This window comes from Pontibacter sp. H249 (assembly GCF_037892465.1).
In the GTDB taxonomy this organism is placed as follows: Bacteria; Bacteroidota; Bacteroidia; order Cytophagales; family Hymenobacteraceae; genus Pontibacter.
The window spans coordinates 57,265-81,735 of sequence record NZ_JBBKTR010000005.1 but is presented as its reverse complement, the minus strand read 5'-3'; the positions used below and the strand labels follow the sequence as shown (position 1 = coordinate 81,735).

The window sequence follows — 24,471 nt, the reverse complement described above, 5'->3', positions numbered from 1 at the left end:
TGATAAGAAAATCCCCTGGTTGAATTGTTGCGGATAAGTGAAGAGAGGTTGTTTTCTTATTGCAGCCGTAGTTTATTGATTTACTAATGTGTTTTCTGTTCGCTTTTTATTCTTGTTCGTTTTTTGCGAACACCGTCTATTTGCGAACATAGAAGGAGGTTATGTCATGCTATTGTCAGGAAACTAGAGAAAATACCTGCTCTTGGTAATGTAGTATCAAGGTAGAATCACAACCCAAGAATGTATTATCTGACGGCGCGCTGCACAAAGTGGGCTTGGCACATAGAAATATGGCTGGAGCTGACGCCAACCATGCTCCCGCGATTGCTTCAGCAACTTTGGTATCTTAAGTCACTCCTTGCCAATAACTGCCAGTAGTCCTTTCAAGTTTCTCGCACAGTTAACTTGACAGTTTTAGGATTAGAGTGTCAAGTTTTACGTACAAAAAGCTTGACAATTAATAATTTAAAAACTCTATTTGTGGTACCCTGATTGTAATTCATTGCTTTATGAATGTTGCAGAGAAGATAGAGAAGAAAATAGGTAGAATAGAGGAAGGACTTACTTTTAAGTATAACCAACTTGGTATCTCCAAAGAAGAGTATAGCGCTGCCACTAAAGCAATAGAAAGGCTTATTCGTAAGGGGCTTATTAAAAGGGTATCCAATGGAGTATTTTATAAACCTAAGAAATCTCGCTTTGGTGAACTCAAACCACGGGAAGAGGAATTGCTTAAACCCTACCTGTTTGAAGGTAATAAGCGTGTAGGCTATATTACGGGTAACAGCCTGTACAATCGAATGGGTTTGACCACCCAAGTGTCAAACACCATAAAAATTGCAAGTAGATCGAACAGAATATCAACTAAGCTGGGGAAAACCGAGGTAAAGCCTATAAAGAGTTATGTAGACATAACCGGTAAGAATTATCATTTATTAGAAATTCTTGACGCGTTAAAGGATTTCAAAATCATACCTGATTTAGATAAGAAGTCAGGTGTTAAACTCATACAATGCAAAATTCAGAGGCTGGACCCTAAAGAGAAAAAGATGCTAATTAAGTATGCGCTAGAGTATCCTCCTCGTGTAAGAGCATTTCTTGGGGCCATAATGAGTATTAATTCAAAAGAAGAGGACATAGTACCTTTGAAGGAAAGCCTGAATCCATTAACATCCTATACCTTAGGCATAAATGATAATATGCTGCCAACATCTTCCCAATGGTTTATTGAATAAATGAGACTTCACGAGACCCTGGGGCTATTTCCTGCCTTTACAGCCAGCTCTGGTTGTGTCAGGTTTACTTGCTTGCTTGCGTCTTTCCTTTACAATTTCATTTAACTGCATGTCTTATACCTTATCGGGTATAAAAATAACATATGAGGCATTGCTTATACCCGATGAGGTATAGGATCTTGTTAAGCTTTGGTGGTTAAGCAGGCTATTATCTATAGGAACTGAAAGGTTCTCCTTATAAAGTGGGTAATCCTTTTTAATCTTTTGCTGAGCTCTAGGTCTTCTTATATGCTTCTGTTCTAGCCTCTTTTTATCTTTTTGCTTGTTAAATGCAGTTAAATGAGCTGCGTACTGCCGTTTCACATCATCTTCAAAGCTGTCGAGGTAGAACTCAGTAGTTTTAAGGTTGCTGTGACCAAGCGACTCGGAGATGAATTCAGTTGGAGCGCCAGCGCGCTTAAGTACGGTGGAGAAGGTGTGCCTGGCGGTATAAGTGGTCACGTTATGCTCAATGCCCACTTCGGCGGCGACACGCTTGATATAAAGATTGATGGTTTTGACTGTCTGCCTGACATAGGCCAACTCTTGCTCAGGAGTTATGTCCTGCCTCAGGATAGGAAAGACGTAAGTATCTGGAGAGGTTGGTTTGTTGCCCCACCGCTTGATGATGCGGTTTATCTCAGGTGTGCGCATGGCCACAATAGGCTTGAGGGCATGGCGAGTGGTGCGTTCTGTTTTTGCCCGAATAAAAGTGATGCTCTCCCGACTAAGTTGCTTATACTTTAACCTGGCGATATCCTTGACATTGATACCGTTGCAGAGGTAGGAGAAGATCCAGAAGTCACGGGCCTTCGCCTGGCTATCGTGTTCGGGGTGGTAGTTGTATATTTTCTCCACATCGGAGAGTGTCAGAGCTTTTTTAACGTTCTTGCTGGCCGGCATCCTATACTTCCTTCGTCCGAAGGGGTAGAGATCCCTACTTAAATCGCCTGCATCTATAAGATCATTAAAGAGGGTGCGAAGCGTGCGCAAGTACATGCTCACAGTGGTGAGTGTTTTTTTACGGCTGAGCATCCACTTTTCATAGCTGTTGAGAAAGTCTACGGTAACATCGGTAAAGGGCAGCGGCTTTTTTCTTCTTATTAGGTCCTGTTTCCTTTCCTTTGACTTTTGAATGGAGAGTCTCCTTCGATTGATGGGCGGCTCCTTGAGCATAAAAGAGATGAGGGAGATATAGGCGTTTTCAAAGAAGTTAGCATTAGCTGCCTGTCCATTTTCGCTCATCTGCTTAATACACTGCTCATAGGCGGCAAACACATCCTTTCTTGCATGCAATTCAAGAAACTTTCTGTCGAAGGCTTCAAACGTGAAGAAGGGCATCTTCTCAAGAATACGTACCGCATTTTGCTCCAAAGCCTGCAGGGACAACTGGATTTCTTTATACCTACCCCTTGGTTTATCCCCTTGTACCTTGGAAAAGTCTTCCTCAGACAGGGAATATTGGGTGCCGTAATATTTCCGTTGCCTTTGGAAGGTAATCCTTAGTTTTACCCGAAACGTCCCGTCTTTTAGGGGGCGTCTGGTGTCCAGCATAATGGAGGTTGATGCGGTAATCATAGCTGTTTTCGTAGTGTTTCTGTGCACACAATTTGCACACAAAGGGGCAAAATAGCAATAATTACATAAAATTAATTTTTATATAAAATGTTGATAATAAGCTTTATGCAAAATAAGTAAAAGGATGTAAAATTAAAAAAATACTATTATTTGTCGCTTCTAAGCAGTAGGTCTTTGGTTCGAATCCAAACGGGATCACAAAAAGCCCCTCTAGGTTAACTAGAGGGGCTTTTTTGTTTTTGTGCATTCCTCACCTCTATTATTTTAAAGAAAGTATTATACTCTCCTCTACCATAACTGGAAAAGCCTACATAGCAAAGCTCATAATCAGAGTACCACAAGTACCAGCTAAATTTTATGCTAGCCGGTTATAAAATACTTAGTAGTTGCTCAAAAGGGAGAAAGAGGTCTAAAAAATTTTGATAAGATGGGACACATTAAATCTGCCCCATCACCATTAATTGGTCTAAAGTAGGTTCTTTGCTTCCTCCAGCAGGCTCAAGTGTTACGGCAAAGGCCTGTGCAGCTCTGATGTTCTTCATCTGCTGTAGGCCGGCTTCTTCTGGTGCAATCTCTATTAAGCCCGCGTCTATTGGTTTTCCATCTAAAAGTGCCCATAACTGATACTGCTTTCCTGAGGGAGGAGTTGGAAGGGATACCTCATCTACGTAAACCTGCTGCCGTTCCGGGCTCCAGTATACTGTTATCTCAGCTTCCGGGTGTTTATCTACTCCCTGCAGCCGCACAGGCTTAAACTCTGGATCACGTAGAATTGAAAGTGCCTCTCCCTGCCTCTGCAATCGTAATGAGGCATTTTTAGAATTTTGAGCAAGTAATTGTTCTCTAATTGTTACTTCAGCCAGCCTATCTTCTGCATTCTGCCATTTAGAATAAAAATGCATACTAAGTGCACCCGTAATTAAGAACAAAACGACACTAGCAGCAAGCAACCATTTATAAGATGATGAGGCCTTTTGCGCTTCTAAGTATAAACTAGTTGTTTCTGAAGCTTTGTTGGTAAGTATAGTATTTGTGTCCTGAGTTGGATGTTGTATTCGCTGCATTATACTTTCTTTCACCCTAGGCTTGGGGTTAACAGCGTATAGTTCTGCGTAAGCTGCGATGGCTGCACATGCCTCATCAAGGGCCTCGCGAATCTCAGGATTTGTAGCGGCAAGTCTTTCTACTTCCTCCTGTTCTGCTTGAGTTAGGCCTCCGGCTGCGTATAGCTCCAGAATTCCAGACGTTATGTAGTCTTCGTTATGCACGTCCTTTAAAAAATCTTGCTAACAATTTTACAGCAGTACGAGCTCTGGTTTTAACTGTACCCAGCGGAATATTATATGTCTCTGCAATTTCACTTTGAGTCAATCCCTTAAAGTACATTAAATCGATGATGTGTTTCTGCTCTGGATTTAAGTTATCAATCATATCCCGAACCCCGACATGTTCTGGTTTAAATCCATCCGCTGAAAAACCTAGACGTGTGTCGGTGCTTATATTTTCTGTCTTACTATTTACGCGGTGATGTTTAGACCGGATTGTGTCAATAGCTTGGTTTCTGCAAATATTTAACATCCAGGTAAAAAGTCTTCCTTTTGAAGCATCATAGCTGTCGAAAGAATTCCAGATTTTTACAAATGACTCCTGCAGTACATCCTCTGCTGTCTCTTCTATTTTCACAATCTGTAACACAACACCATACAATGTGGCACTATACATATCGTAAAGTACTGACATTGCAGAGGAGTCATGTGCACGCATTCGTGATACCAAATCCTCTTCAGTAAGTTTAGGTATGGGGTGCTGACCTGCCAATTAGTTAAAGATTATAATTAATATTTTACAAGGAGAAACCAAACATTTTAAGTTATGAAAGTATAGGTTTTGATTTACCTCATTTAGAACTTACTATTTAACTCAATCTGCTTCGAAAAGTTTATAAAACATGCAGCTGCATTGTATCTAGGTTATAAAATTTAAATGACATATTACCAGCAAAACAAAAAGGAATGAGCCGCTACCAGCTGCTCATTCCTTTTCTATTTATGGGAAAGTAAATTTGAATGTAAAACACAAACGGTACTACTCAAACAACGATACGATAGCAGCAACTTGCTCTTTGGTTAATGGCTCATCAAAAGCACCCGTAGCTATCGCAGCTGAATAGCCGCTGCCAAGGGTTTTTATATCGTTTATAGTGCCTTGGGCTACATTGCCCTCGCCTGCATATACTGGCTGTGCTCCGGCAGGTACGTTGCTGTTGTCACCATCGCCTACTATCCAACCAGCATTGTTACGCATGCGCCTGATATGCGCTGCGTGGCGAGCCTCTACGGAGTGTATCTGTAATGCGGCTGTAAGCACAGTATCGTTACTGATTAAGTTAGCTGCCTGGCCTTTATAGGCGCGAACACCAGTGTCTTCAAACGCCTGTGCCAATGTCAGGAATGTCTGGTAGTCTGTATTCCAATTTGGGAAGTTTTTGCCGAAATTAAAAGTAGGCTCACTAATAGGAGTGCCGTTCAGACTTTGTATAGTAGTTCTTAGCAGAGTTACGTGTTCAGCCTCGTGCTCCTGTATTTTTTGGATGGCTGTTCTAGCAGCTCCGTCTGTTATCAACCCGTTGGCTGCTAGGGCCTGCGTATAAAAATTACGCTCCAGGTACTCAAGCTTTAAGGCAAAATTAAGTACCTCTACAACAGTACCGCTGCTCTGCCCATAAGCTTTCTGGAATACAGAACCCAGCGCAAGCGGAATGGCAGCTAAGGCAGCTTTTTTACTTAATGACCCTAAGTTTTTAAAGGCACTTCTACGGGAGTCTAGTCTGTTGTATACTTCCGGATCAACTTTTTCTATATCTTCTATTATGCTGAAAATGTTCATAGCTATGATTATTTAGGTAAATTATTAGCAGAAATTTCTGTTACAATGAAAGCAGAGGCTGCTGCAAGTACATCTGCAGGCATCATAGCCGGATCTAATCCTTGATCATTGGCTGAGTCAGAGAAAGTGCCATTTGAAATTAAGTCACGGATAACGGCAGCATGACGGGCCTCTACTGAAACTATCTTTCCAGCCAGCGTTAAGAACCCAGCATTTTCTAAAAGTCGACCAGCGCCATTGTAAGCCGCAACTCCTAAGTCTTCAAAAGTACGGGCTGTTGTCAGGATACTGTTCTTGTCATTAAAATTGATAGAGCTAAAATCTACTTCAAGATTTGGAATAGCAGCTGAGCCGAGTGCTGCCTTCAGGAAATCTCGGTGAATGGACTCATGGCCTTTCAGGTCCTGCATGATCTGCTGCTCCGACTGATTAAAAACTCCTAATGATTTTGCCACAACTTCTGTGTAAAATGCTGCTTCTAATTGCTCCAGTGCGTAAGCGTAGTTTAGTATGCCAGTATCTCCTGAGCCTAAGTCAACTGCCGCCGGGTCTGTCGGTAACATATCATCGTCATCGTCATCGCAGGATGCCGTTGCAAAAAGCAATGTAGTAGCAGCGGCTGTAGCTCCTGCATAACGCATAAACATTCTCCGCTGAATCGGAACTGCCAAAGAACTTTTTAAGCTTGTATCTTTCTCAGCAGATTTGTCTTGTAATTTTTCCATAATTTTTAAACATATAGTAAATAGAAATTTGTGCTGCCACAGGCATAACTGCTAGCCTGTAGAATTGCAAAACTTACGAGGCCTGATAGGAAACTGGATTTAGTAGGGTAAAAATACAGTGATCTTGTGTTAAGAAAGGAATGGCCAAGTTTGAAATTATGACGAATCAATACCCAAACCCATAACAGTTCTTCTATTGCAGACTGTCTTTTCCGATCAGGTTCTTGGCTCTGCTTTTGATTCTCGTGGTAATACTTGGTCTGGAGTGTCTACAGACTTTTGAATATCATTCTTGATGTCTCTGGAAGCATCTTTAAATTCTCTTATGCCACGGCCTAAGCCTTTTGCTAATTCCGGAATACGCTTTGCTCCAAAAAATAAAAGTAGAGCAAGCACAATCAGTACAACTTCAGTGCCGCCAAGCCCTCCGATAAATAATAATATGTTGTTAGTTTCCATAATCTGAATTTATTGCATTGGGAATACAAACGAGTGGGAGTGGTAACCGGATTTAATAGGGTAGAATATTATCTGATTTACTTGGATGACGAGGCGCTTAATGGTTTTATTAACTACCCCTGTTATTTGGTAATAAGGTGTTGCTTGCATTAAAAGTTGATATTGATTTTTGCCTGAAGCTTTTAATGAACAGAGGGCAGCATTACCTATACTTCACAAACAAGACTAGCAGTTTTATGTGCTTATACTTCCTATTCGTAAACTACTTTGTGCTGCTAACGCTTAGGTACAGGTGGCGTATAGGTATAAAGTATAAATAAACATGATGCAGATGAAAGTTAAACACATCATACTTCTAAGTATATTTTTGTGCCTGCTGGTGGCAGCATGCTCACCAATAAAATTGTTAGACTCGGAGGCAGATGATGGCTTTAGGCTAAGCAACTACAAAACATTCGACTTTTATGATGTAGAAGCCAGTGGTGATGCCCTGCAGCCTTACGGGGCACAGCTTGATTTTCTGCAAGAGCAAATTACGCAGCAATTGGAGCAGCGTGGACTTAGGCGCAGCAGCGAGTCCCCAGACCTGAAGGTAAATTTGGGTATTGTGGTGGCAGAAGAGATCCAAACCCGTGAAACTAATATCCTTACAGATCCGCCGTTTTACGTTGGCCAGCGCCGGTACACCTGGAAAAGCCGCGATGTAGAGGTTGGACGTTACCAGCAGGGCACTTTGTCGTTGCACTTGGTTGACAATAAACGCAATGAACTGGTGTGGCAAGGAGCAGCACAGGGTGTAGTACCTGAAGAAAACAAAGCAAAACTTCAGAAGCGTATTGAAGAAGGAGTAAAGAAACTGGTTCAGAACATACCTTAATGACAGATTTGTATCGAAGAATGCTTTTTTATATTAAGCAAGCGATATGTTTAGCTATATTTGGGCACGCATAGAGCCACATTATCTATAAAGTATGAGCAAGCAAAACTCTATATTGTACGGTATTCTAACTGCCAAATGCCCAAGGTGTCGCGAAGGCAAAATGTTTACAGGAGGCTTATATACGACTAAGTTTGCCGATATGCACACCAGTTGCCCTTGTTGTGGACAGCCATACGAGCCTGAGCCGGGTTTTTACTATGGAGCCATGTATGTAAGCTTTGCTTTTAATGTAGCCGCTTTTCTTGTTTCTCTTTTTATTCTTTATCAGTTTGTAGATGAAATAACCATGGGTATGATGATAGGAGTGGTGGCCGCTGTTGTTATCGGGCTTCTTCCGGTCATCTTCAGGTTATCAAGAGTGCTCTGGATTTACATCTTTGTAAGATACGAAGGTCCGTGCAGCCAAATACAGAAGAAAGATTATATTTAAAGCGAATGCTATACATCTTGCTAAAGCCCAGATAGATTGATCAAAGCTTTTGAGTCAGCCCTATTAGAACACAAGAGTTGTGGCTACTTTCTCTTTCTCAGCCTGCAGTATCTGCTAAGCACCTTTCTTTTGCGGTTATAGTAGTTGGTAGTATGCTTAAACCTTGTGTATAACTTTTTCTCATCTGCGGTGCTATGGTGAACCAGGCAAACAGGGCAAATTGGGGCGACTAACTGCTCTTGTAGTTCGGCCATGCCTTCTTCCATCTGGTTTAAGTATGCAACAATTGTGAGGGTACCAAATATTCCTATTAAAGAAAGTATAAATGTGATAATCATGGATATTCGTTGTTCTGTGGTTATTACATCTCCGGCTACAAATAAAAAGTGTAGCACTACTTCAATCGCTTAATCAGGCACCTTGCCTGAAAAGCTTCTTCTCAACTTGCTTAAAGAGTAGTAAAACTCTATGGCAGCAGACACAGCGGATCATAAACAGGCATCATTTTAACCAGGTTGTAGCAGACTAAGTACAAGAGAATTTTATAGATAAAGTAATCTTATTAAAGCTTCTTGCTGACGCCGCTAATAGTACGATGCAGTTATTTCATAAAACTAATATGCTTAAAATTTATTGCTTTACAAGAAACTTTTTTTGAATATAATCGTAGCCCCTGAATTCAAGATTATAAGTTGCTGTACTATAATTTATATAACTAATATTTTATACTTTCATGTAAATATTTGAAAAATAGTACGTTGCGTTTTTATGGGAGATGAGTTTGCATAAAAATTACTGCTTTAGAAAAAGGTTGAAACAAAATATAAAATTGGTAGTGGCAAGTTGATTTAGTTCAGTTTATGAATTGAATTATTTTTATAATAGGTAGGCGTATGTTAACAGTGTTTAATACTTTAATATGTGGTAGCTATTCTTAAAGGTCTATAAGTTAATTGATTTTAAAAAAGCTATAGGTACAATACAGCAAAGCCCGCAGAAACTGCGGGCTTTGCTGTATTGTACTACTATTTAGTTTTAACCTGGTTTTTTTAATCTATATCCCAGAAAACTCTGGTTGATGGAAGATCGCCTCCAATTGCTCCTGATGCAGCATTATAGTTAGCAGTGTTTAGATTTTGTTCCTGCACCGGATAAGGAAAACGTACTGGAATAGCCGGAAGTATAGCAGGGTCAGCTGGCTGAAGCTGTGGATAGTCTAATCTGCGCCATTCGGTCCAGCCTTCGTGGCCTCTGTTATAAAGTGCCAGCCATTTTTGCGTACCGATGGCCTGCTTTTGCCGCTCCGAGATGGTACCTGCGCCTACAGCAAGTGCGGCCAAGTCTGCCAGAATTTCAGGTCGTGTTAAATAGGCAGTTATTTCTGCATTTTCTACACCCCAATATTCCATAGATGCGCTAATACCTTGCCTATAATGCTCTGCCGGTGACTCTGCGATATAACCTCTGGCTGCAGCCTCTGCCAAAAAGAATTCTACCTCTGCGTAGTCCAGCAGCAATCCTTCAAATACTGGGCTGGTTATTTGTTCATCTGGTTTCGAGAAAAGGCTATAACTATTGCTTCGGCCATAAATACCACCTCTAAACACCTCTTCATCATCATCATTTGCTACTGTGGTAAAATAAGCATCTCTGCGCGGGTCATTCAAATCATTCATCACATCAACAATGGTATTGGCTGCTACAAAATCGCGGCGGCCACTCTGCACCAGGTCTACCCAAATAGGATTGGTATTAGGAGGTGTTGCCAGGTACTGGAGCGAGGAATTGTCTTCGTTAGACTCAAATACATTAGGAGCAGCCTCTGCCACAACTTGTGCTGCTGTGGCACTGTTTACATCGGCAATAGTCATTCCTAACTTCAATTTAAGTGAGTTGCCAAACTTTACCCATTGGCTGATGTTGCCGCCATAGAGCAGGTCTGAGCTTGTAAAACCAGTGGCAGCAGGGTCAAGAGAGTTGATAGCTGCATCTATTCGTGTAAGAAGCGAGTTGTATATGGCAGCGTCATCGTCGTATACTGGCACCACATTTTCAATGTTTAGTGCTTCAGTATAAGGTATGTCGCCGTAGGTATTTACCAATACAGCCCAAGTATAGATCTCAATGATTTCTATCATAGCAAGCTGGTTTGCCCTCTGTGCATCAGATATGTCCGGATCTGTGTTAACAAAATCTCTGGCCTGGCGCAGGTCACTTAGCACGTCTCTGTAAAGTATATTCCAGAAGTTTTGTGGTATGTTTCTGGTGCTTAGGTCATAGCGGCTTTCATCTGTGTAAGTTGTCTGGGTCCAGTACTGTGCTAAGAGCCTGAAGATGTTCAGGTTTTGGTTGCTGCTTGTAACAATGTCTGTGAGGTTTTTCTGAGCATTGGAGAACAAGGTGTTTGCCGGCACATTACCGCTAGCAGTTTTAGGGTCAACGTTCATCTCCTCAAAGTCATCTGTACAGGCAAATACCGAAACCACGACTATAAATATTGCAAGTAACTTTTTCATATCTTTCTACTTAAAATCTTGCTCTAACATTAATGCCGATATTCCTGGTTGTAGGGTAACTGCCCACCTGGTAGCCTCCTGTCAGGTTACCGGAGCTAAGGCCATCTTCAGGGTCTGCGTCCGGAAGGTTTTTGTCAATTATCCAGAGGTTTCTGCCGTAAGCTGATATGTCAACCCCTTTAATAAAGCCCAAGCCAGAAAGCAAAGAGGCTGGAAGGGAATAACCCAATGTTATCTCACGCAGTTTTACATAGCTGGCATCGTAAACAAATGCAGCAGCCGGGTTGTAAGCATAGCCGAATAAGCCGTAGTTGGCAGCACTTACTCTGATGTCGTTAGGAGTGCCGTCTTCTTTCACGCCGGCAAGTATAACGCCACCGCCTTCATCTAATGTGTTTCGAACTGGGTTTCCCAAGTCGTTGGTAAAGGTAGTAGCCGTGCTAACTCCTGTAGCCAGTCCGTAGTACTGGTCTAAAGAGAAAATATCGCCGCCTTGTTTGATATCAATCAGGAACCCTAGTGAAATGCCTTTGTAGCGGAGTGTATTAGACATGCCCCCAATCCAATCAGGATTGACATTGCCAATAACTTCATTGGATGTTGGAGATATAAGGTAAAATCCTTCTTCATCTACAACAGGCTGGCCGTTCAGGTACACAAAGTTAGACCCCCTGATGGTGCCGTAAGGCTCCCCGACAGCTGCATTTATAGATACTCCACCCTGGAAGGTACCTAACTGGAAGTTGTCAAACTCGCCCAGATCAAGCACCTTGTTTCGGTTTCGGGTCCAGTTAATGTTTACATCCCATGAGAAATCAGAGGTCTTAATAGGAGAGCCATACAGCGAAAGCTCTATGCCTTGGTTCTCTATTTCTCCAAGGTTAACAATTTTGTTGTTGTATCCGGTAGTTCTGGAAACAGAGGCAGGTACTATCTGATCAACTGACTTAGATTGATAGTATGTTATATCGAAGCCGGTGCGGCCATCCATAAAAGCCATCTCTAAGCCAGCTTCATAGCTTTTTGTACGCTCAGGTTTTAACTCCGGGTTGTTCTTGTCTCCAGGTATTGAGAATAATGGGATGGTGCCAAAAGGTGTGGGTTTGGCAAATACATCGTTCACATAATATGCTGGAGCCAGGTTACCAACCTCGGCATAGTTTAGCCTTACTTTACCGTTTGTTAGCCATTCCCGTGGTTCTATTAATTCTGTAAATACAAAGCTTGTAGACACAGAACCGTAGCCAAAGGTATTGTTATCTGATGGTAAGGTTGAGGCCTGATCTACTCTATAAGCTAAGTCCAGGAACGCAAAATCCCGAAATCCGAGTGTAGTACTGGCAAAATAACCATTTACCTGTAACTCAATATCTTCTTCTATCGGAGGCTCTAAGGGGTTAACAGAATTTGTAAGGGCGTAAAATCGCGGTACAACCAAACCACCGTTTGTCTCAGCAAAAACAGATGTTGTCTCCGTTTTCCTGATGTTTGTGCCGATAGTTGCTTTCAGGTTAAAAGACTCACTCAGGTCTCTGTTTAGGTTGGCCATCAGGTCATAGTTCCGTTCGCTGAACTCTCTGTTAAAGCGCTGGTATTCTGATGGGGAGAGCGAACCAACTGCGTAACGTTCTTCCTGTATTTCCCTATAGGTATCCAAAGATATCCTACCCATTATATCAAGCCAGTCTGTAAGTTGATAGTCTAGCCTAACATTACCGAAATAACGGTTTCGTTCGTCGTTCTGGTAGTTTTCGTAGCGGGTCCAGTAAGGGTTATCCCAGTAAATTGGCACCAGGTCTTCAGGGTCAGCCCAGTTCCAGGTTATGTTACGCCCAGTTCTTTTATAGGCATCCTCCAATTGTTTTATGTCTACGTTTGTTTGCCACCATTGCCTGAAGTTGGTAGCTACGTTTTTGTCGTCATAACCAGTGCCATAGCGACCTGTGCCTTCTACAACAGTATAGTTAATAGAGGCAGATGCATTAAGCCTTTCGGTTATATTATAAGATGCCCCGAAGTTTAAGAAGTTCTTGATGATCTCGCTGTTAGGAAGTATACCTTTATCGGTGTTGCGGGTATATCCTAGTTTAAAGTATCCTTTTTCTGCGCCGCCATCTAATGTTACACTGTTGGCTGTACCTACAGCATGTTTGAAAAACTCTGTAGGGTCATTTTCTGCTGCCACCCAAGGTGTTCTTTGCAAATAGAAAGGTGAGCTTGGATCAAAAGCATACCAATGGTAAACGAGCAAATTTGGGTCGAAGCGGGCACCGTACGAGGCATCCTCGCTTGTTGGTACTACTAAATCCTCAACACCATCTCCATCAATATCTCTGAACAGGAAGAAGCCAGATGGATCTTCGTAATAATTACCGTAACCGGCTCCATACTCCTTTTGGAAATCAGTGAACGTGCTTTTATCAATAAAGCCCATATTTACGCTGGAGTTTAGCGTTACGCCTATACCTTCTGTTTCACGGCCTTTTTTTGTTGTGATAATAACAGCACCGTTTGCTGCGCGCGTACCATACAAGGCTGTGGCAGCAGCACCTTTCAATATGTTAATTGACTCGATATCATCTGGGTTAATATCAGCTGCGGCATTACCGTAATCATACCCTCCTAGTCCTTGCTGTTGGTTTCGGGTTGGGTCAACTGAGCCATTGCTGTTTGTATTGGCATTATCAATTGGGACACCATCAACTACAAAAAGGGCCTGGTTACTACCGAAAAGCGATTTATTGCCCCGTATAACCACGTTAGTAGAGCCTCCTAAGTTGTTGTTGCGCTGTATGTTTACGCCTGATACCCTGCCAGATAGTGCATTAACAAAGTTCGCCTCACGGGTATTTGTTAGCTGTTCGCCTTCTACTTTTTGAGCTGCATAGGGTAGTTCGTTTTTGGTTCTCTCAATACCAAGCGCAGTCACCACCACCTCGCTTAGTTCACGGGTAGCCACAGGAAGCGCAACACTTATGGTAGCGGCATTTCCAATGGGTCTTTCTATAGTTTGATAGCCAATAAAGCGAAACTGGAGTGTATTGCCTCCCTCAGGAACTGATAATGTATAGTTGCCGCTGGCATCAGTGGCTGTGCCAACAGTTGTGCCTTTTACCAGAACCGAAACTCCGGGCAAAGGCTGATTTGTAGAAGCATCCGTTACTGTACCAGAAACGGTTCTGCCTTGGGCCACAGCATATATTTGAAACAAAAGCACCAGGCAGTAGCTTAAGAATAGACGTTTTCGCATTACTAAATAGTTGTAAAGTGAGAAGATTTACCAGTTTTACAGGGTAAAGCACGGTGCTCATTGGCATCCGTTCAACGGTTCTCAGATGTATGACGGCAGCAGGTCTAGCCGTAAAGAAGGGAAATGGGCTAATAAGTAATTTTGCTATGTGCAAAAACAATTGCACTGTAGCCACACCAGAAGCTCATGCTTAAAGTATACTTTATGTAGTTGTTAATAGTTATAATATATGTTGATATTGTGCTATATCTTAGTGAATATAGGTTAAATTGGTCTGAGTAGCCTCAATAGCAGTTTAAAAGTTGCAGAGCATTGTTAAAATAATCTGAAAGTATAAATGGTTTCGCCTGTAGATACATATATTATTATCCGATTTAGATAGCAAAGATTGCCTTTATCCTTTACTCTGCTTAAGTTTGTTTGCAATTAAAGCACAACATTGAAAGCCAGGGTCATTTTTTTTACAGTGTTCATTTTTATAGGCTCGTTATTGCCTAACTCAGACCTGCATGAGCTGACCAAGATTCCTGCGCTTTTACAACACTATCAAGAGCATCAGAAGAACGCAAACAAGACGCTAAACTTCATCGATTTCCTGAAGATGCACTACGCTTGTGCTGCAGAGCAGCAGTCTACTGATGAGCACGAAAGCCTCCCGTTTAAGCAAATGGGAAACTCTGCTTACGACTATTTTGTGAACACCCCTGCGGTGCAGCATCCTGAATATTTTAATGAGCAGACGCAATTAGAGCAAGCTCACTATTTATATGCAGCGCCATCCGATCTATTTGATGGTTCTATCTGGCAGCCGCCTCAAATCGTCTGACTTCAAACCTCTCCGAACCAGTTTAACTTAGCTGCCCTGTCTTTGATAAGGCCGTTATCAGGATATACTGCTACTTAGCAGTAAGTATTCATTTTTATACTTTACTGTAGCAGAATTCTATTGCACGAAGGTATAGATGGTTCCTCTCATTTAATTCATGCTTATTCTCTTGGCACAGGTTTTATACTTTGGCTGCCGGAGATATGCTTCTGCATTTGGTTTAAGACGATTACCATGCTTAGTAAGATCATCCATTTTTCCATAAAAAATAAATTAATTATTGGGCTGATGACCTTGGCACTTATCTGCTGGGGAGCCTATAATGTGACCAAACTTCCTATCGATGCCGTACCGGATATTACCAATAATCAGGTGCAGGTAATTACGGTGTCGCCTTCCCTGGGGACGCAGGAGGTAGAGCGGCTGATCTCTTTTCCGGTAGAGCTTTCTGTGGCTAGTATCCCAGATATCATCGAGATCAGGTCTTTTTCTCGTTTTGGCCTGTCGCTGGTAACGGTGGTGTTCGACGAAGACACCGACATATATTGGGCCCGGCAACAGATAACCGAAAAGCTGAAGGAAGCCGAAGACCAGATACCAGCCGGTGCAGGTGTTCCGTTTCTGGCTCCGGTTTCTACAGGTCTGGGCGAGATTTACCAGTACGAACTGCACCCTGAAAAAGGCTATGAGCACAAATACGATGCTACCGAACTACGTACCATTCAGGATTGGATTGTGCGCCGGCAGTTGCTGGGTACGCCGGGTGTAGCCGAGGTAAGCAGCTTTGGCGGAAACCTGAAGCAGTACGAAGTTGCCCTTGACCCGGACAAGCTCAGAGGTATGGGCATCACTATAACCGAGGTGTTTGATGCGCTTGAAAACAACAATGCCAACGCCGGTGGTGCCTACATCGAAAAAGACCCGAACGCATACTTTATCCGCACCGAGGGGCTAGTTAAAAGTATAGAAGACATTGGCCGCATTGTAGTAAAAGATGCCCGTGCGGGTGCTCCGGTTCTGATTCGTGATGTGGCTAATGTGCGTGAAGGCGCAGCCATCCGCTACGGCGCTATGGTAAAAGACGATGCCGAAGTAGCAGGCGGTATTGTGATGATGCTGAAAGGGGAAAACTCCTCTAAAGTAATCCAGTCGGTAAAAGACAAGATCGCTGAAATCCAGAAAACGCTGCCAGAGGGTGTGGTAATTGAACCGTTTTTAGACCGTACCAAACTGGTAAACCGTGCCATTAACACTGTAGAAAAAAACCTGGCAGAGGGTGCTTTGATTGTGGTGTTTGTACTGGTTCTGTTGCTAGGCAACCTTCGAGCCGGTTTGCTGGTGGCCTCTGTTATTCCGCTATCCATGTTGTTTGCTATCTCGCTGATGAACGTGTTTGGCGTAAGTGGCAACCTGATGAGCCTTGGTGCGCTGGACTTCGGTTTGATCGTGGATGGGGCCGTGATCATCGTGGAGAGCGTTATCCATCGGATACAAATGAGCAAGCACCACCACGTCGGTATCAAAGTGCTCAGCCGCGAAGAGATGGACCGGGAAGTGCACGGCTCGGCGAGTAAAATGATGGGTTTTGCATCCTTTGGTCAGATCATCATACTTATAGTATACCTGCCTATACTTGCTTTGGTGGGCATTGAGGGTAAGATGTTTAAGCCAATGGCGCAGACGGTTGCTTTTGCCATACTTGGTGCTTTCCTGCTGTCGCTTACTTACGTGCCGATGATGGCCTCGCTGGTGCTGAGCCGCAAAACCACACACAAAGAGAACATCTCTGATCGTATTATGCACGCCATAAACAGAGCCTATCAGCCTATGTTGAACTTTGCCATGCGTGCCAAAGCATTGGTACTGATCGTAGCAGTCGGACTCTTTACTTTAACTATAATCTTGTTCACGCGCATGGGTGGTGAGTTTATACCTTCCCTGGACGAAGGCGATTTTGCCATCGAAACACGCGTACTTACCGGAAGCTCTTTGAACGAGACTATTGAGGTAGTAAGTAAAGCCTCGGGTATACTTAAAAAGGAGTTTCCGGAGGTAGAGAAAGTGGTAACCAAGATCGGTTCGGCAGAAGTACCAACAGAGCCTAATCCGGTGGAACTGGGCGATATGATCGTGGTGCTGAAGGACAAGGATGAGTGGACCAGCGCCGGCAGCCGCGAAGAATTGGCTGATAAAATGTCGGCTACGTTGCATGACCACCTGCCGCAGGCATCGTTTGGAGTGCAGCAACCGATACAGATGCGCTTTAACGAACTGATGACCGGTGCACGCCAGGATGTGGTGGTGAAAATTTACGGCGACGATCTGGACTCGCTGGCAATTTATGCCGAAAAGCTGGGCAAGTTGGTGCAGCCGGTAGAGGGTGCCGAGGATTTATACGTTGAGAAAATGACAGGCCTGCCGCAGATCATGGTGGAGTATAACCGCGAAATGCTGGCCCGCTACGGCCTAAGTATAAACGAGGTAAACAGAACCATCACTGCAGCTTTTGCCGGCGAAGAAGCCGGGCAGGTATACGAAGGCGAAAAGCGCTTCGACCTGGTAGTGCGCCTCGATAAGCAGAACCGCCGCGACATTACTGATGTAGAAAACCTTTTCGTGAGCAATGCTGCCGGCTACCAGATTCCGCTGAACCAACTGGCTACCGTAGAGATGAAAGACGGACCAAACCAGATACAGCGCGACGGTACCCGCCGCCGGATCTCGGTAGGCTTTAATGTGCGTAATCGTGACGTGCAAAGTATCGTGAACGAGATACAGCAGAAGGTAGACGATGAACTAAATCTACCGGCCGGCTATTCTGTAACCTACGGTGGCCAGTTCCAGAACCTGATCGAAGCCACTAACAGGCTTTCGGTAGCTGTACCATTGGCTTTGCTGCTCATCTTCACGCTACTGTTCTTCGCTTTCAAATCCATAAAGCAATCCATTATCATTTTTACTGCCATTCCGCTTTCGGCTATCGGAGGCGTGTTTGCCCTGCTGCTCCGCGACATGCCGTTCAGTATCTCGGCTGGCGTTGGTTTTATTGCCTTGTTTGGGGTGGCGGTACTTAATGGTATTGTGATGATCGGGCACTTTAATCAGCTAAAGGAAGGCGGACTGAAAGACATCGAAGAGATCATCCGAAAAGGAACAGCTGCACGACTTAGACCAATTGTGATGACGGCTACGGTGGCTTCGCTTGGTTTCCTGCCAATGGCGCTCTCCAACTCGGCAGGGACAGAGGTGCAAAAGCCGCTGGCTACAGTGGTAATTGGCGGACTGGTATCGGCAACATTGCTGACGCTGGTGGTGCTGCCGGTTATTTACTACTTCTCTGAAACAGGTTTAAGAAAGCTTAAGCCGGCTAAGGTAGCGGCTACATTGGCTATACTTTTAGCTCCGCTTGCAGCCTTAGCTCAGGCACCACAACAGAAGCCGATGAGCCTGGAGCAGGTGCAGCAGCTGGCCCGAGAAAACAACCAAGCCCTCAGAAAAGGACAGTTAAACGTGGAGATGCGCGAGGCTCTAAAAAAGACTGCTATTGACCTGCCAAAAACAGACATAGTTTACTCGCAGGGGCAGCTGAACACGCCGCTGCAGGATAACCGTGTGGATGTACGCCAAAGTATACCATTCCCAACAGTATGGGGAGCGCAGGGTAAACTGCTGAACGAGCAAAAAGAGTTGAGCGTGAGCCAACTGCAACTGCAGCAGCGGGAACTCGATTACCAGGTACAGCAGGTATACAGCCGTCTTTCGTACTTGTTCGAAGTAACGCACCTGCTGCAGCGGCAGGACAGCATCTTCAAAACACTGGAACATGCGGCAGAGGTTAAATTCAGGACAGGAGAGAGCGGGATACTGGAGAAGACCACCGCCGAAACGCAAAGGTTAGAGATTGCTGACAGACTGCGCCAGAACGAGGCTGCCATAACTGCCGAACAGGCCAGGTTAAACGCGCTGTTACAGACTCCACAGCCTGTTAAAATCATTCCTGAAAAACTTGAGCCTAAAACAGCAACTGCACAACAACTACTTGACAGCCTGAACCACCCCTACCTGAAAGTATACCAGCAGCAGGTAAATGTGGCAGCGCGCGAAAAGCAATTGGAAAAGAACAAGCTGGCTCCGGACTTAACCTTTGGCTACTTTAACCAGTCGTTGTCGGGCACGATGGAGGTAAATGGCGAGGTGAAGAATTATACTCGTTCAGATCGCTTTACAGGTTTTGAAGCAGGCATTTCGGTACCGTTGGTGTTTGGGGCACAGCAGGCTAGGATAAAGGCAGCCAATATAAACAAGCAGATGGCCGAAGCAGAATTGAAGAACCAACAGGCGCAGCTGGAGAGCGAGTGGGAGGCAGCCCTTGCCAATTACGAACGCCTGGCACAGAGCCTGGACTTTTATATGCAAAAGGTGCTACCCAATGCGAAGCTCGGTATAATGCAAGCCGACAAAGCCTACCGTAGCGGCGAAGCAGGCTACCTGAACTACCTGCAGGCCGCTGACCAGCAGCTACGCATCCAGCAAAATTACCTGCAACTGCTGCTGGACTACCAGCTGGCTATCTATCAACTTAACTACCTCGGAGGAAAATAACCATGAACAACTATAAATTTATACTTGTAGCAGGTGTACTGCTGCTTAGTGCCTGCTCTGAGCCGGCTACAAAAGATGTAAACCAAACAGCCGAAAAGGCAGCGGCAATAAATCCTGAGCTGGTTGTGCTTACAGCGCAGCAATTGCAAAACACTGGTGTGGTATTGGGTAAGGCCCAGGAACTGTCTATGGGTGCCACCCTGCGTTTGTCCGGACAGGTGGATGTGCCACCGGCTGGTATGGTACATGTTTCGGTACCCTATGGTGGTTTCCTTAAAAATACCAATCTGCTGCCGGGTACGCGCGTGAAAAAAGGGCAGGTGCTGGCAACTATGGAGCACCCCGACTACATACAGCTGCAGCAGGATTACCTCGATACAAAAGCAAAAATTGAGTATGCCCAGCTGGAGTATAACCGCCAGAAGGAGCTGACAGAGGAGAAGGTAAGCGCCCTTAAAAACTTTCAGCAGGTACAGGCCGAGATGCAGATGCTCCGCAACAGCCAGGCTGCTTTAAGGCAAAAGCTGCTCATGATCAACATTAACCCAGACAGGCTAAGCAGCTCCAATATCAGCAGAAGTATAAGTATACTTTCTCCGATAAATGGCTTTGTACAGAACGTGAATGCCAATGTTGGCAGAATGGTGAACTCCAATGATGTGCTGTTTGAACTGGTTAATACCGACGACCTGCACCTGGAGTTAAATGCTTATGAAAAGGATGTGAGCTTGCTGAGTACGGGCCAAAAGATTACGTACCACCTAGCCAACGACTCGCAGGAAAGAACTGCAAAAATTGAGCTGGTAGGTAGGAGCGTAGAAGATTCAAAAGTGATTCCGGTACACGCCCACCTGGAGCAAAAAGATGCCAAACTGATGCCTGGAATGTTTGTGACAGCAACCGTAGAAACTGCTCAGCGAAGCGTAACAGCATTACCAGAATCTGCTATAGTGCAGTTCGAGGGCAAGTCATACATGTATGTTAAATCCGGCGAAGGTGAGTTTAGGCGAGTTAAAATAGAAACCGGTGTTAAGAATAAAGAAATGACTGAAGTGCAGCTGCCGGATACTTATAAAATGTCTGAAAGCATAGTGCTGAAGGGGGCGCACAACCTGTTGGCCATGCAAGCTAACACAGAAGAAGAGGAGTGAAAGAACCTTTAAATCCGATAAAAGAGAAATAGTCCGCAAGAAGGCTCAAGCGGACTATTTCCAATTATCTAACCTAATCTTCATACTGATTTTAATGAAGTTTGGTTTTTTTAAAGTATGATTGATGCTTATAGAAATGCTTTCAAGCCAAGGCAAATACCATAAATAAAAAGTCTCTGGCTGTAATTAATTTGATAAAAAAACAGTCTTTCTCACTCAGCGGCCTTTTCATATACTTTCACTTCCAACTCGTCAGGGCAATTTTCCAGCAGCACAGTTGTACTTTTACCTAAAACTGGGTGCACTAAGTTAGGCGCAATCTCAGTAAGCGGCATCAAAGTAAAGCGACGTAAGTGTAGCTGGGGGTGCGGTATAGTAAGGCGCTGCGTTTGCTGTACCAGATCATCATAAAAAAGTATATCGATGTCAATCACACGGGCACCCCAGTGTTCCAGCCTTACCCGCCCTAGTTCCTGCTCAATAGCATTTATACTTTGCAGCGCCTCTTCCGGGCTAAGTATGGTTTCTACCTCCAGCACTTGGTTAAGAAAAGTGGGCTGGTCGGTTTTGCCCCAGGCAGCTGTTTCGTATACTTTGGAAGATTGGGCTATAATACCCACGCGATGATTTATACTTTCGCGGGCTTGCTGCAGGTATAAAGTGCGGTTGCCTAGGTTGCCGCCAAGTAGTAAGTATACTTTAGGCATGTTTCCTGAAAAAGTCTATAGTAAGATCTGCGGCTACTTTTGTGGCCTCTGGTAATTCCTCCTCCTCGTAAGGGTGCTTTCCGCCAAAAGAGTGATCGGCTTGCGGCAATAATACCAGGTGCGCGTCCTTTTTCCAGCTTTTCAGGTCGCGGGCCATTTGAATTGGCAGCGTTTCGTCTTCCTCACCGTGAATGAGCAGCAGCGGCTGGTGCATATTTAAAATTACCTTCGGGATGTCGAGGCGGTGGCGGTTTTTTTCGAAGTCTTCTACAATCTGGTAGTACAAGGGCATCTTTTGGCCGGTTCGGAAATTCTGTACCCACTGCACGCCTTCCTGCTTCCAGTGCTCCATATGCAGCTCTTCCCAGCGGTTGTCGTAGCGGCTTACAGCGGCCCAGGTTACAACGGCTTTAACACGCGGTTCTTCGGCGGCTTTAAGTATAACAGCACCACCGCCACGGCTATGGCCCACCAGGTAAATTCTGTTCAAATCTAGCTCTTTCTGGTTTAGCGGTCCATTCGTGTCGTGCAGTAGGTCTATCAGAGCCTGCATGTCATCGAGCTCCAAACTGAAATTGTTTTGCCCAAAAGCTTCCATGTCGTGGAGGTCTGAATATTCCTCAACAGAAGTGCCGTTGTATGAGAAGTTAAACTTTATAAACACAAAGCCGAGGTCTTCAAAGTATCGCGCCAACTGGTTCCAGTGTCCCCAATCTTTAAAGCCTTTAAAGCCGTGTGTAAATATCACTATCGGTTTTTTCTTACCGTCTTCTTTAAAAGATGCATCGGCTGTAAAAGCACGTTGGTGCTCAGGGTATACTACAAAATCAACTTTCATTTTCAAAACTGTTTAATTGTTGATTGCTAATCTGTTGTTTCTGGTTGATGTGCTATACTTGTTACTACCGGCTTTAGATACTCCAGTTCAAGCAAACTTTTTAATTAAATACAGATAGCTTAAGTGGAGGAGAACATGTAGCCCTTTTAGAGTTGCAGCATGTTACCAAACATTTTAAGAATTCAGCAATTTAACAATTAATCATTGTTTTGCTAACACACGTTTGGAAAGCACCCACAGAGGCAGTAATATTGCAATCTTAACACATGAGCATCGGCCTAAAGGAAATACAAGCGCCCATCGCGCCTGAAATGGAGCTGTTCGAGAAGAAGTTTAGAGCCTCAATGAAAACGAGGGTTTTGCTTCTTGATCGGATTATGAGCTACATTGTGAAGCGCAAAGGCAAGCAGATGCGCCCCATGTTCGTATTTTTTACGGCTAAGCTCTTCCACGAAACCATTGATGAACCCACTTATCGCGGAGCTGCACTAATAGAGTTGCTGCACACGGCAACACTGGTGCACGATGACGTAGTAGATGATGCCAATTACCGCAGGGGTTTTTTCTCTGTAAATGCCCTTTGGAAAAATAAAATTGCCGTGCTGGTAGGAGATTACCTGCTTTCTAAAGGGCTTCTTTTGTCGTTGCAAAATGATGATTACGAACTGCTCAAGATCGTATCAAATGCAGTGAAGGAGATGAGCGAAGGGGAGTTGCTGCAAATAGAGAAAGCCCGCCGCCTGGATATAACAGAAGAAGTATATTTTGATATTATTCGTCAGAAAACTGCCTCGCTTATTGCCTCTTGTTGTGCAGTGGGTGCAGCATCGGCTGGTGCCTGTAAAGAGGATATTGAGAAAGCGCGTTTGTTCGGCGAGAAAGTAGGCATTGCCTTCCAGATCAAAGACGACCTGTTTGATTACGGCACCGCCGAGATCGGTAAGCCTGTTGGCATCGACATCAAAGAAAAGAAGATGACCCTGCCGCTGATACACGCTTTGCGTGGAGCTGATTGGTTCACGAAGCGACGTGTTATCTATAACGTGAAGAATAACAACGGCGACAACAAGCGCGTGCAGCAGGTAATTGATTTTGTTAAAAGCACCGGCGGCATTGAGTACACCATTGAGGTAATGAACCGTTACCACGCTGAAGCCTTGGCCATACTTCATACTTTCCCAGATTCCCCATCGCGCCAATCCCTGGAGCACCTTATTGCCTATACTATAGAGCGGGAAAAATAGATCGCGGATTTTTGGGATAAAACTAATAGGATTTCTTCGAGTAATCTGGATTCTATAAAATTTTAAAGACCTCGCAGCTTTCGAAGGTCCTGCTAGCGTCTGGGCTGGAAAGGTTGTTGCTTCGTATCGTTAGACGTTCGCATACTTTAAATACACCGTGAGTTATGCAATGTTATTAAGCATTCCGGATTCATCTAAATCAATATCAAACAGAAATTGCTCAGTCTATTTAACCTGCTTTATTAGTATCCCAGAACTGAATAAAATCCTATTAATCTGTGGTTATAATTCTGCAACAAACAGCCAAAATTTTGCAATAGCGTTAACTGGTGAAGTAGCTAGTTTTGTGCTGCAAAATAAACCTATGAAACATGAGCCTGAATACCAACACCTGGAACCGCCTGCGGTATACTTTATATTTGCCCATCTACGATCTTATTGCCGATCGTATTTTCAGGAAGTATAGAAAACGCTCTGTAGAACTGCTGTCTGCCAAGCCTGATGATGCCATACTTATACTTGGCGCCGGCACTGGTTTGGATTTACCTTACCTGCAAGATTATACCAACCTTACTGCTATCGACATCACACCGGGCATGATTAAAAAGCTGAAAGAGAGGGCAGATGAGTTGCGAATTCCGGTTAACGCACAGGTAATGAACGGCCAACAGCTGGAGTTTGAAGGCAATAGTTTCGATGCGGTTATACTTCATCTTATACTTGCCGTAGTTCCAGACCCAGTGGCTTGTATAAAAGAAGTGGAGCGGGTACTAAAGCCAGGTGGCACCGCCATGGTGTTCGATAAGTTTTTACCTGACGGTCAGAGGCCGTCTATACTTCGCCGCTTCTTTAATCAGATTGCCAGTACACTCTTTTCCGACATCAATCGCAGCATTGGAAATATTGCCAGCCATACTTCTCTGCAAATAGAATTAAATGAGCCTGCTGCTTTAGGTGGTACGTTTAGATTAGTGCGGTTGAGGAAGCCTGTAGAAAGTGTAGCATAACTTCAGTTGCATACTTGTGCAAAACAAAAAGGCCGCTA

Annotated in this window: 19 protein-coding genes; 8 read left to right on the top strand and 11 right to left on the bottom strand. The window is 44.1% G+C overall.

Going from position 1 to position 24,471, the window contains the following annotated elements:
- The first annotated feature begins 509 nt into the window (after window positions 1–509).
- The gene (locus tag WG943_RS08650; protein WP_340408231.1) at window positions 510–1,235 is read left to right on the top strand and encodes a DUF6088 family protein; all 726 of its coding nucleotides are present in this window, start codon (window positions 510–512) and stop codon (window positions 1,233–1,235) included.
- 114 nt (window positions 1,236–1,349) lie between these two features.
- On the opposite strand, the gene WG943_RS08645 is transcribed toward WG943_RS08650, so the two are convergent.
- From WG943_RS08645 to WG943_RS08620, 6 genes are all read right to left on the bottom strand, one after another.
- Window positions 1,350–2,852: a site-specific integrase gene (locus WG943_RS08645; protein ID WP_340408229.1), complete on the bottom strand. Its 1,503-nt coding sequence runs from the start codon at window positions 2,850–2,852 to the stop codon at window positions 1,350–1,352.
- A 437-nt stretch (window positions 2,853–3,289) separates the two neighbouring features.
- Window positions 3,290–4,120 carry an anti-sigma factor gene (locus tag WG943_RS08640; RefSeq protein ID WP_340408227.1) on the bottom strand — a complete coding sequence of 277 codons (831 nt, stop codon included), beginning with the start codon at window positions 4,118–4,120 and terminating at the stop codon, window positions 3,290–3,292.
- Window positions 4,113–4,670, bottom strand: a complete 558-nt coding sequence (locus WG943_RS08635) for an RNA polymerase sigma factor (protein WP_340408225.1) — start codon at window positions 4,668–4,670, stop codon at window positions 4,113–4,115. Before WG943_RS08635 ends, WG943_RS08640 begins: the two co-directional genes overlap by 8 nt.
- 267 nt (window positions 4,671–4,937) lie before the next feature.
- Window positions 4,938–5,738 carry a ferritin-like domain-containing protein gene (locus tag WG943_RS08630; RefSeq protein WP_340408224.1) on the bottom strand — a complete coding sequence of 267 codons (801 nt, stop codon included), beginning with the start codon at window positions 5,736–5,738 and terminating at the stop codon, window positions 4,938–4,940.
- A gap of 8 nt (window positions 5,739–5,746) precedes the next feature.
- Window positions 5,747–6,463, bottom strand: coding sequence for a ferritin-like domain-containing protein (locus tag WG943_RS08625; RefSeq protein ID WP_340408222.1), 717 nt, complete (start codon window positions 6,461–6,463; stop codon window positions 5,747–5,749).
- A 216-nt stretch (window positions 6,464–6,679) separates the two neighbouring features.
- Window positions 6,680–6,922, bottom strand: coding sequence for a Sec-independent protein translocase subunit TatA/TatB (locus WG943_RS08620; RefSeq protein ID WP_340408220.1), 243 nt, complete (start codon window positions 6,920–6,922; stop codon window positions 6,680–6,682).
- A gap of 322 nt (window positions 6,923–7,244) precedes the next feature.
- On the opposite strand from WG943_RS08620, the gene WG943_RS08615 reads away from it, so the two are divergent.
- Together WG943_RS08615 and WG943_RS08610 are read left to right on the top strand one after the other, a co-directional pair.
- Window positions 7,245–7,799, top strand: coding sequence for a DUF4136 domain-containing protein (locus tag WG943_RS08615; RefSeq protein WP_340408218.1), 555 nt, complete (start codon window positions 7,245–7,247; stop codon window positions 7,797–7,799).
- A gap of 94 nt (window positions 7,800–7,893) precedes the next feature.
- Window positions 7,894–8,292, top strand: a complete 399-nt coding sequence (locus tag WG943_RS08610) for a DUF983 domain-containing protein (protein WP_340408216.1) — start codon at window positions 7,894–7,896, stop codon at window positions 8,290–8,292.
- Between the two features lie 83 nt (window positions 8,293–8,375).
- Here WG943_RS08610 and WG943_RS08605 read toward each other — a convergent pair whose 3' ends face one another.
- From WG943_RS08605 to WG943_RS08595, 3 genes are all read right to left on the bottom strand, one after another.
- A complete protein-coding gene (locus tag WG943_RS08605; protein ID WP_340408214.1) occupies window positions 8,376–8,687 on the bottom strand; it encodes a hypothetical protein in 312 nt (103 codons plus the stop codon).
- Window positions 8,688–9,341: 654 nt separating this feature from the next.
- A complete protein-coding gene (locus WG943_RS08600) occupies window positions 9,342–10,808 on the bottom strand; it encodes a SusD/RagB family nutrient-binding outer membrane lipoprotein (protein ID WP_340408212.1) in 1,467 nt (488 codons plus the stop codon).
- A gap of 10 nt (window positions 10,809–10,818) precedes the next feature.
- A complete protein-coding gene (locus WG943_RS08595; RefSeq protein WP_340408211.1) occupies window positions 10,819–14,058 on the bottom strand; it encodes a SusC/RagA family TonB-linked outer membrane protein in 3,240 nt (1,079 codons plus the stop codon).
- A 466-nt stretch (window positions 14,059–14,524) separates the two neighbouring features.
- Between WG943_RS08595 and WG943_RS08590 the strand changes: the two genes are divergently transcribed.
- The 3 genes from WG943_RS08590 to WG943_RS08580 all read left to right on the top strand — a co-directional run bounded on the left by WG943_RS08590 (window position 14,525) and on the right by WG943_RS08580 (window position 20,637).
- Window positions 14,525–14,884, top strand: a complete 360-nt coding sequence (locus WG943_RS08590; protein ID WP_340408209.1) for a hypothetical protein — start codon at window positions 14,525–14,527, stop codon at window positions 14,882–14,884.
- A 234-nt stretch (window positions 14,885–15,118) separates the two neighbouring features.
- Window positions 15,119–19,486 (top strand): CusA/CzcA family heavy metal efflux RND transporter, encoded by a 4,368-nt coding sequence (locus WG943_RS08585; RefSeq protein WP_445323626.1) that lies wholly within the window; start codon window positions 15,119–15,121, stop codon window positions 19,484–19,486.
- A 2-nt stretch (window positions 19,487–19,488) separates the two neighbouring features.
- Window positions 19,489–20,637 (top strand): efflux RND transporter periplasmic adaptor subunit, encoded by a 1,149-nt coding sequence (locus tag WG943_RS08580; protein WP_340408205.1) that lies wholly within the window; start codon window positions 19,489–19,491, stop codon window positions 20,635–20,637.
- A 212-nt stretch (window positions 20,638–20,849) separates the two neighbouring features.
- On the opposite strand, the gene folK is transcribed toward WG943_RS08580, so the two are convergent.
- Together folK and WG943_RS08570 are read right to left on the bottom strand one after the other, a co-directional pair.
- The gene (folK, locus tag WG943_RS08575) at window positions 20,850–21,344 is read right to left on the bottom strand and encodes a 2-amino-4-hydroxy-6-hydroxymethyldihydropteridine diphosphokinase (protein ID WP_340408204.1); all 495 of its coding nucleotides are present in this window, start codon (window positions 21,342–21,344) and stop codon (window positions 20,850–20,852) included.
- A complete protein-coding gene (locus tag WG943_RS08570) occupies window positions 21,337–22,182 on the bottom strand; it encodes an alpha/beta hydrolase family protein (protein ID WP_340408202.1) in 846 nt (281 codons plus the stop codon). The genes folK and WG943_RS08570 overlap by 8 nt, the downstream gene beginning before the upstream one ends.
- A 266-nt stretch (window positions 22,183–22,448) precedes the next feature.
- Here WG943_RS08570 and WG943_RS08565 point away from each other — a divergent pair, with 266 nt between their 5' ends.
- Both WG943_RS08565 and WG943_RS08560 read left to right on the top strand, forming a co-directional pair.
- Window positions 22,449–23,426: a polyprenyl synthetase family protein gene (locus tag WG943_RS08565; protein WP_340408200.1), complete on the top strand. Its 978-nt coding sequence runs from the start codon at window positions 22,449–22,451 to the stop codon at window positions 23,424–23,426.
- A 371-nt stretch (window positions 23,427–23,797) separates the two neighbouring features.
- Window positions 23,798–24,433 (top strand): class I SAM-dependent methyltransferase, encoded by a 636-nt coding sequence (locus WG943_RS08560; protein WP_340408198.1) that lies wholly within the window; start codon window positions 23,798–23,800, stop codon window positions 24,431–24,433.
- Window positions 24,434–24,471: the final 38 nt, after the last annotated feature.

Bases quoted from the DNA above. Each gene is read 5' to 3' on its own strand.
- WG943_RS08650 (WP_340408231.1), top strand. From the start codon at position 510: ATGAATGTTGCAGAGAAGATAGAGAAGAAAATAGGTAGAATAGAGGAA.
- WG943_RS08645 (WP_340408229.1), bottom strand. From the start codon at position 2,852: ATGATTACCGCATCAACCTCCATTATGCTGGACACCAGACGCCCCCTA.
- WG943_RS08630 (WP_340408224.1), bottom strand. From the start codon at position 5,738: ATGAACATTTTCAGCATAATAGAAGATATAGAAAAAGTTGATCCGGAA.
- WG943_RS08625 (WP_340408222.1), bottom strand. From the start codon at position 6,463: ATGGAAAAATTACAAGACAAATCTGCTGAGAAAGATACAAGCTTAAAA.
- WG943_RS08620 (WP_340408220.1), bottom strand. From the start codon at position 6,922: ATGGAAACTAACAACATATTATTATTTATCGGAGGGCTTGGCGGCACT.
- WG943_RS08615 (WP_340408218.1), top strand. From the start codon at position 7,245: ATGATGCAGATGAAAGTTAAACACATCATACTTCTAAGTATATTTTTG.
- WG943_RS08610 (WP_340408216.1), top strand. From the start codon at position 7,894: ATGAGCAAGCAAAACTCTATATTGTACGGTATTCTAACTGCCAAATGC.
- WG943_RS08600 (WP_340408212.1), bottom strand. From the start codon at position 10,808: ATGAAAAAGTTACTTGCAATATTTATAGTCGTGGTTTCGGTATTTGCC.
- WG943_RS08595 (WP_340408211.1), bottom strand. From the start codon at position 14,058: ATGCGAAAACGTCTATTCTTAAGCTACTGCCTGGTGCTTTTGTTTCAA.
- WG943_RS08585 (WP_445323626.1), top strand. From the start codon at position 15,119: ATGCTTAGTAAGATCATCCATTTTTCCATAAAAAATAAATTAATTATT.
- WG943_RS08580 (WP_340408205.1), top strand. From the start codon at position 19,489: ATGAACAACTATAAATTTATACTTGTAGCAGGTGTACTGCTGCTTAGT.
- folK (WP_340408204.1), bottom strand. From the start codon at position 21,344: ATGCCTAAAGTATACTTACTACTTGGCGGCAACCTAGGCAACCGCACT.
- WG943_RS08570 (WP_340408202.1), bottom strand. From the start codon at position 22,182: ATGAAAGTTGATTTTGTAGTATACCCTGAGCACCAACGTGCTTTTACA.
- WG943_RS08565 (WP_340408200.1), top strand. From the start codon at position 22,449: ATGAGCATCGGCCTAAAGGAAATACAAGCGCCCATCGCGCCTGAAATG.
- WG943_RS08560 (WP_340408198.1), top strand. From the start codon at position 23,798: ATGAGCCTGAATACCAACACCTGGAACCGCCTGCGGTATACTTTATAT.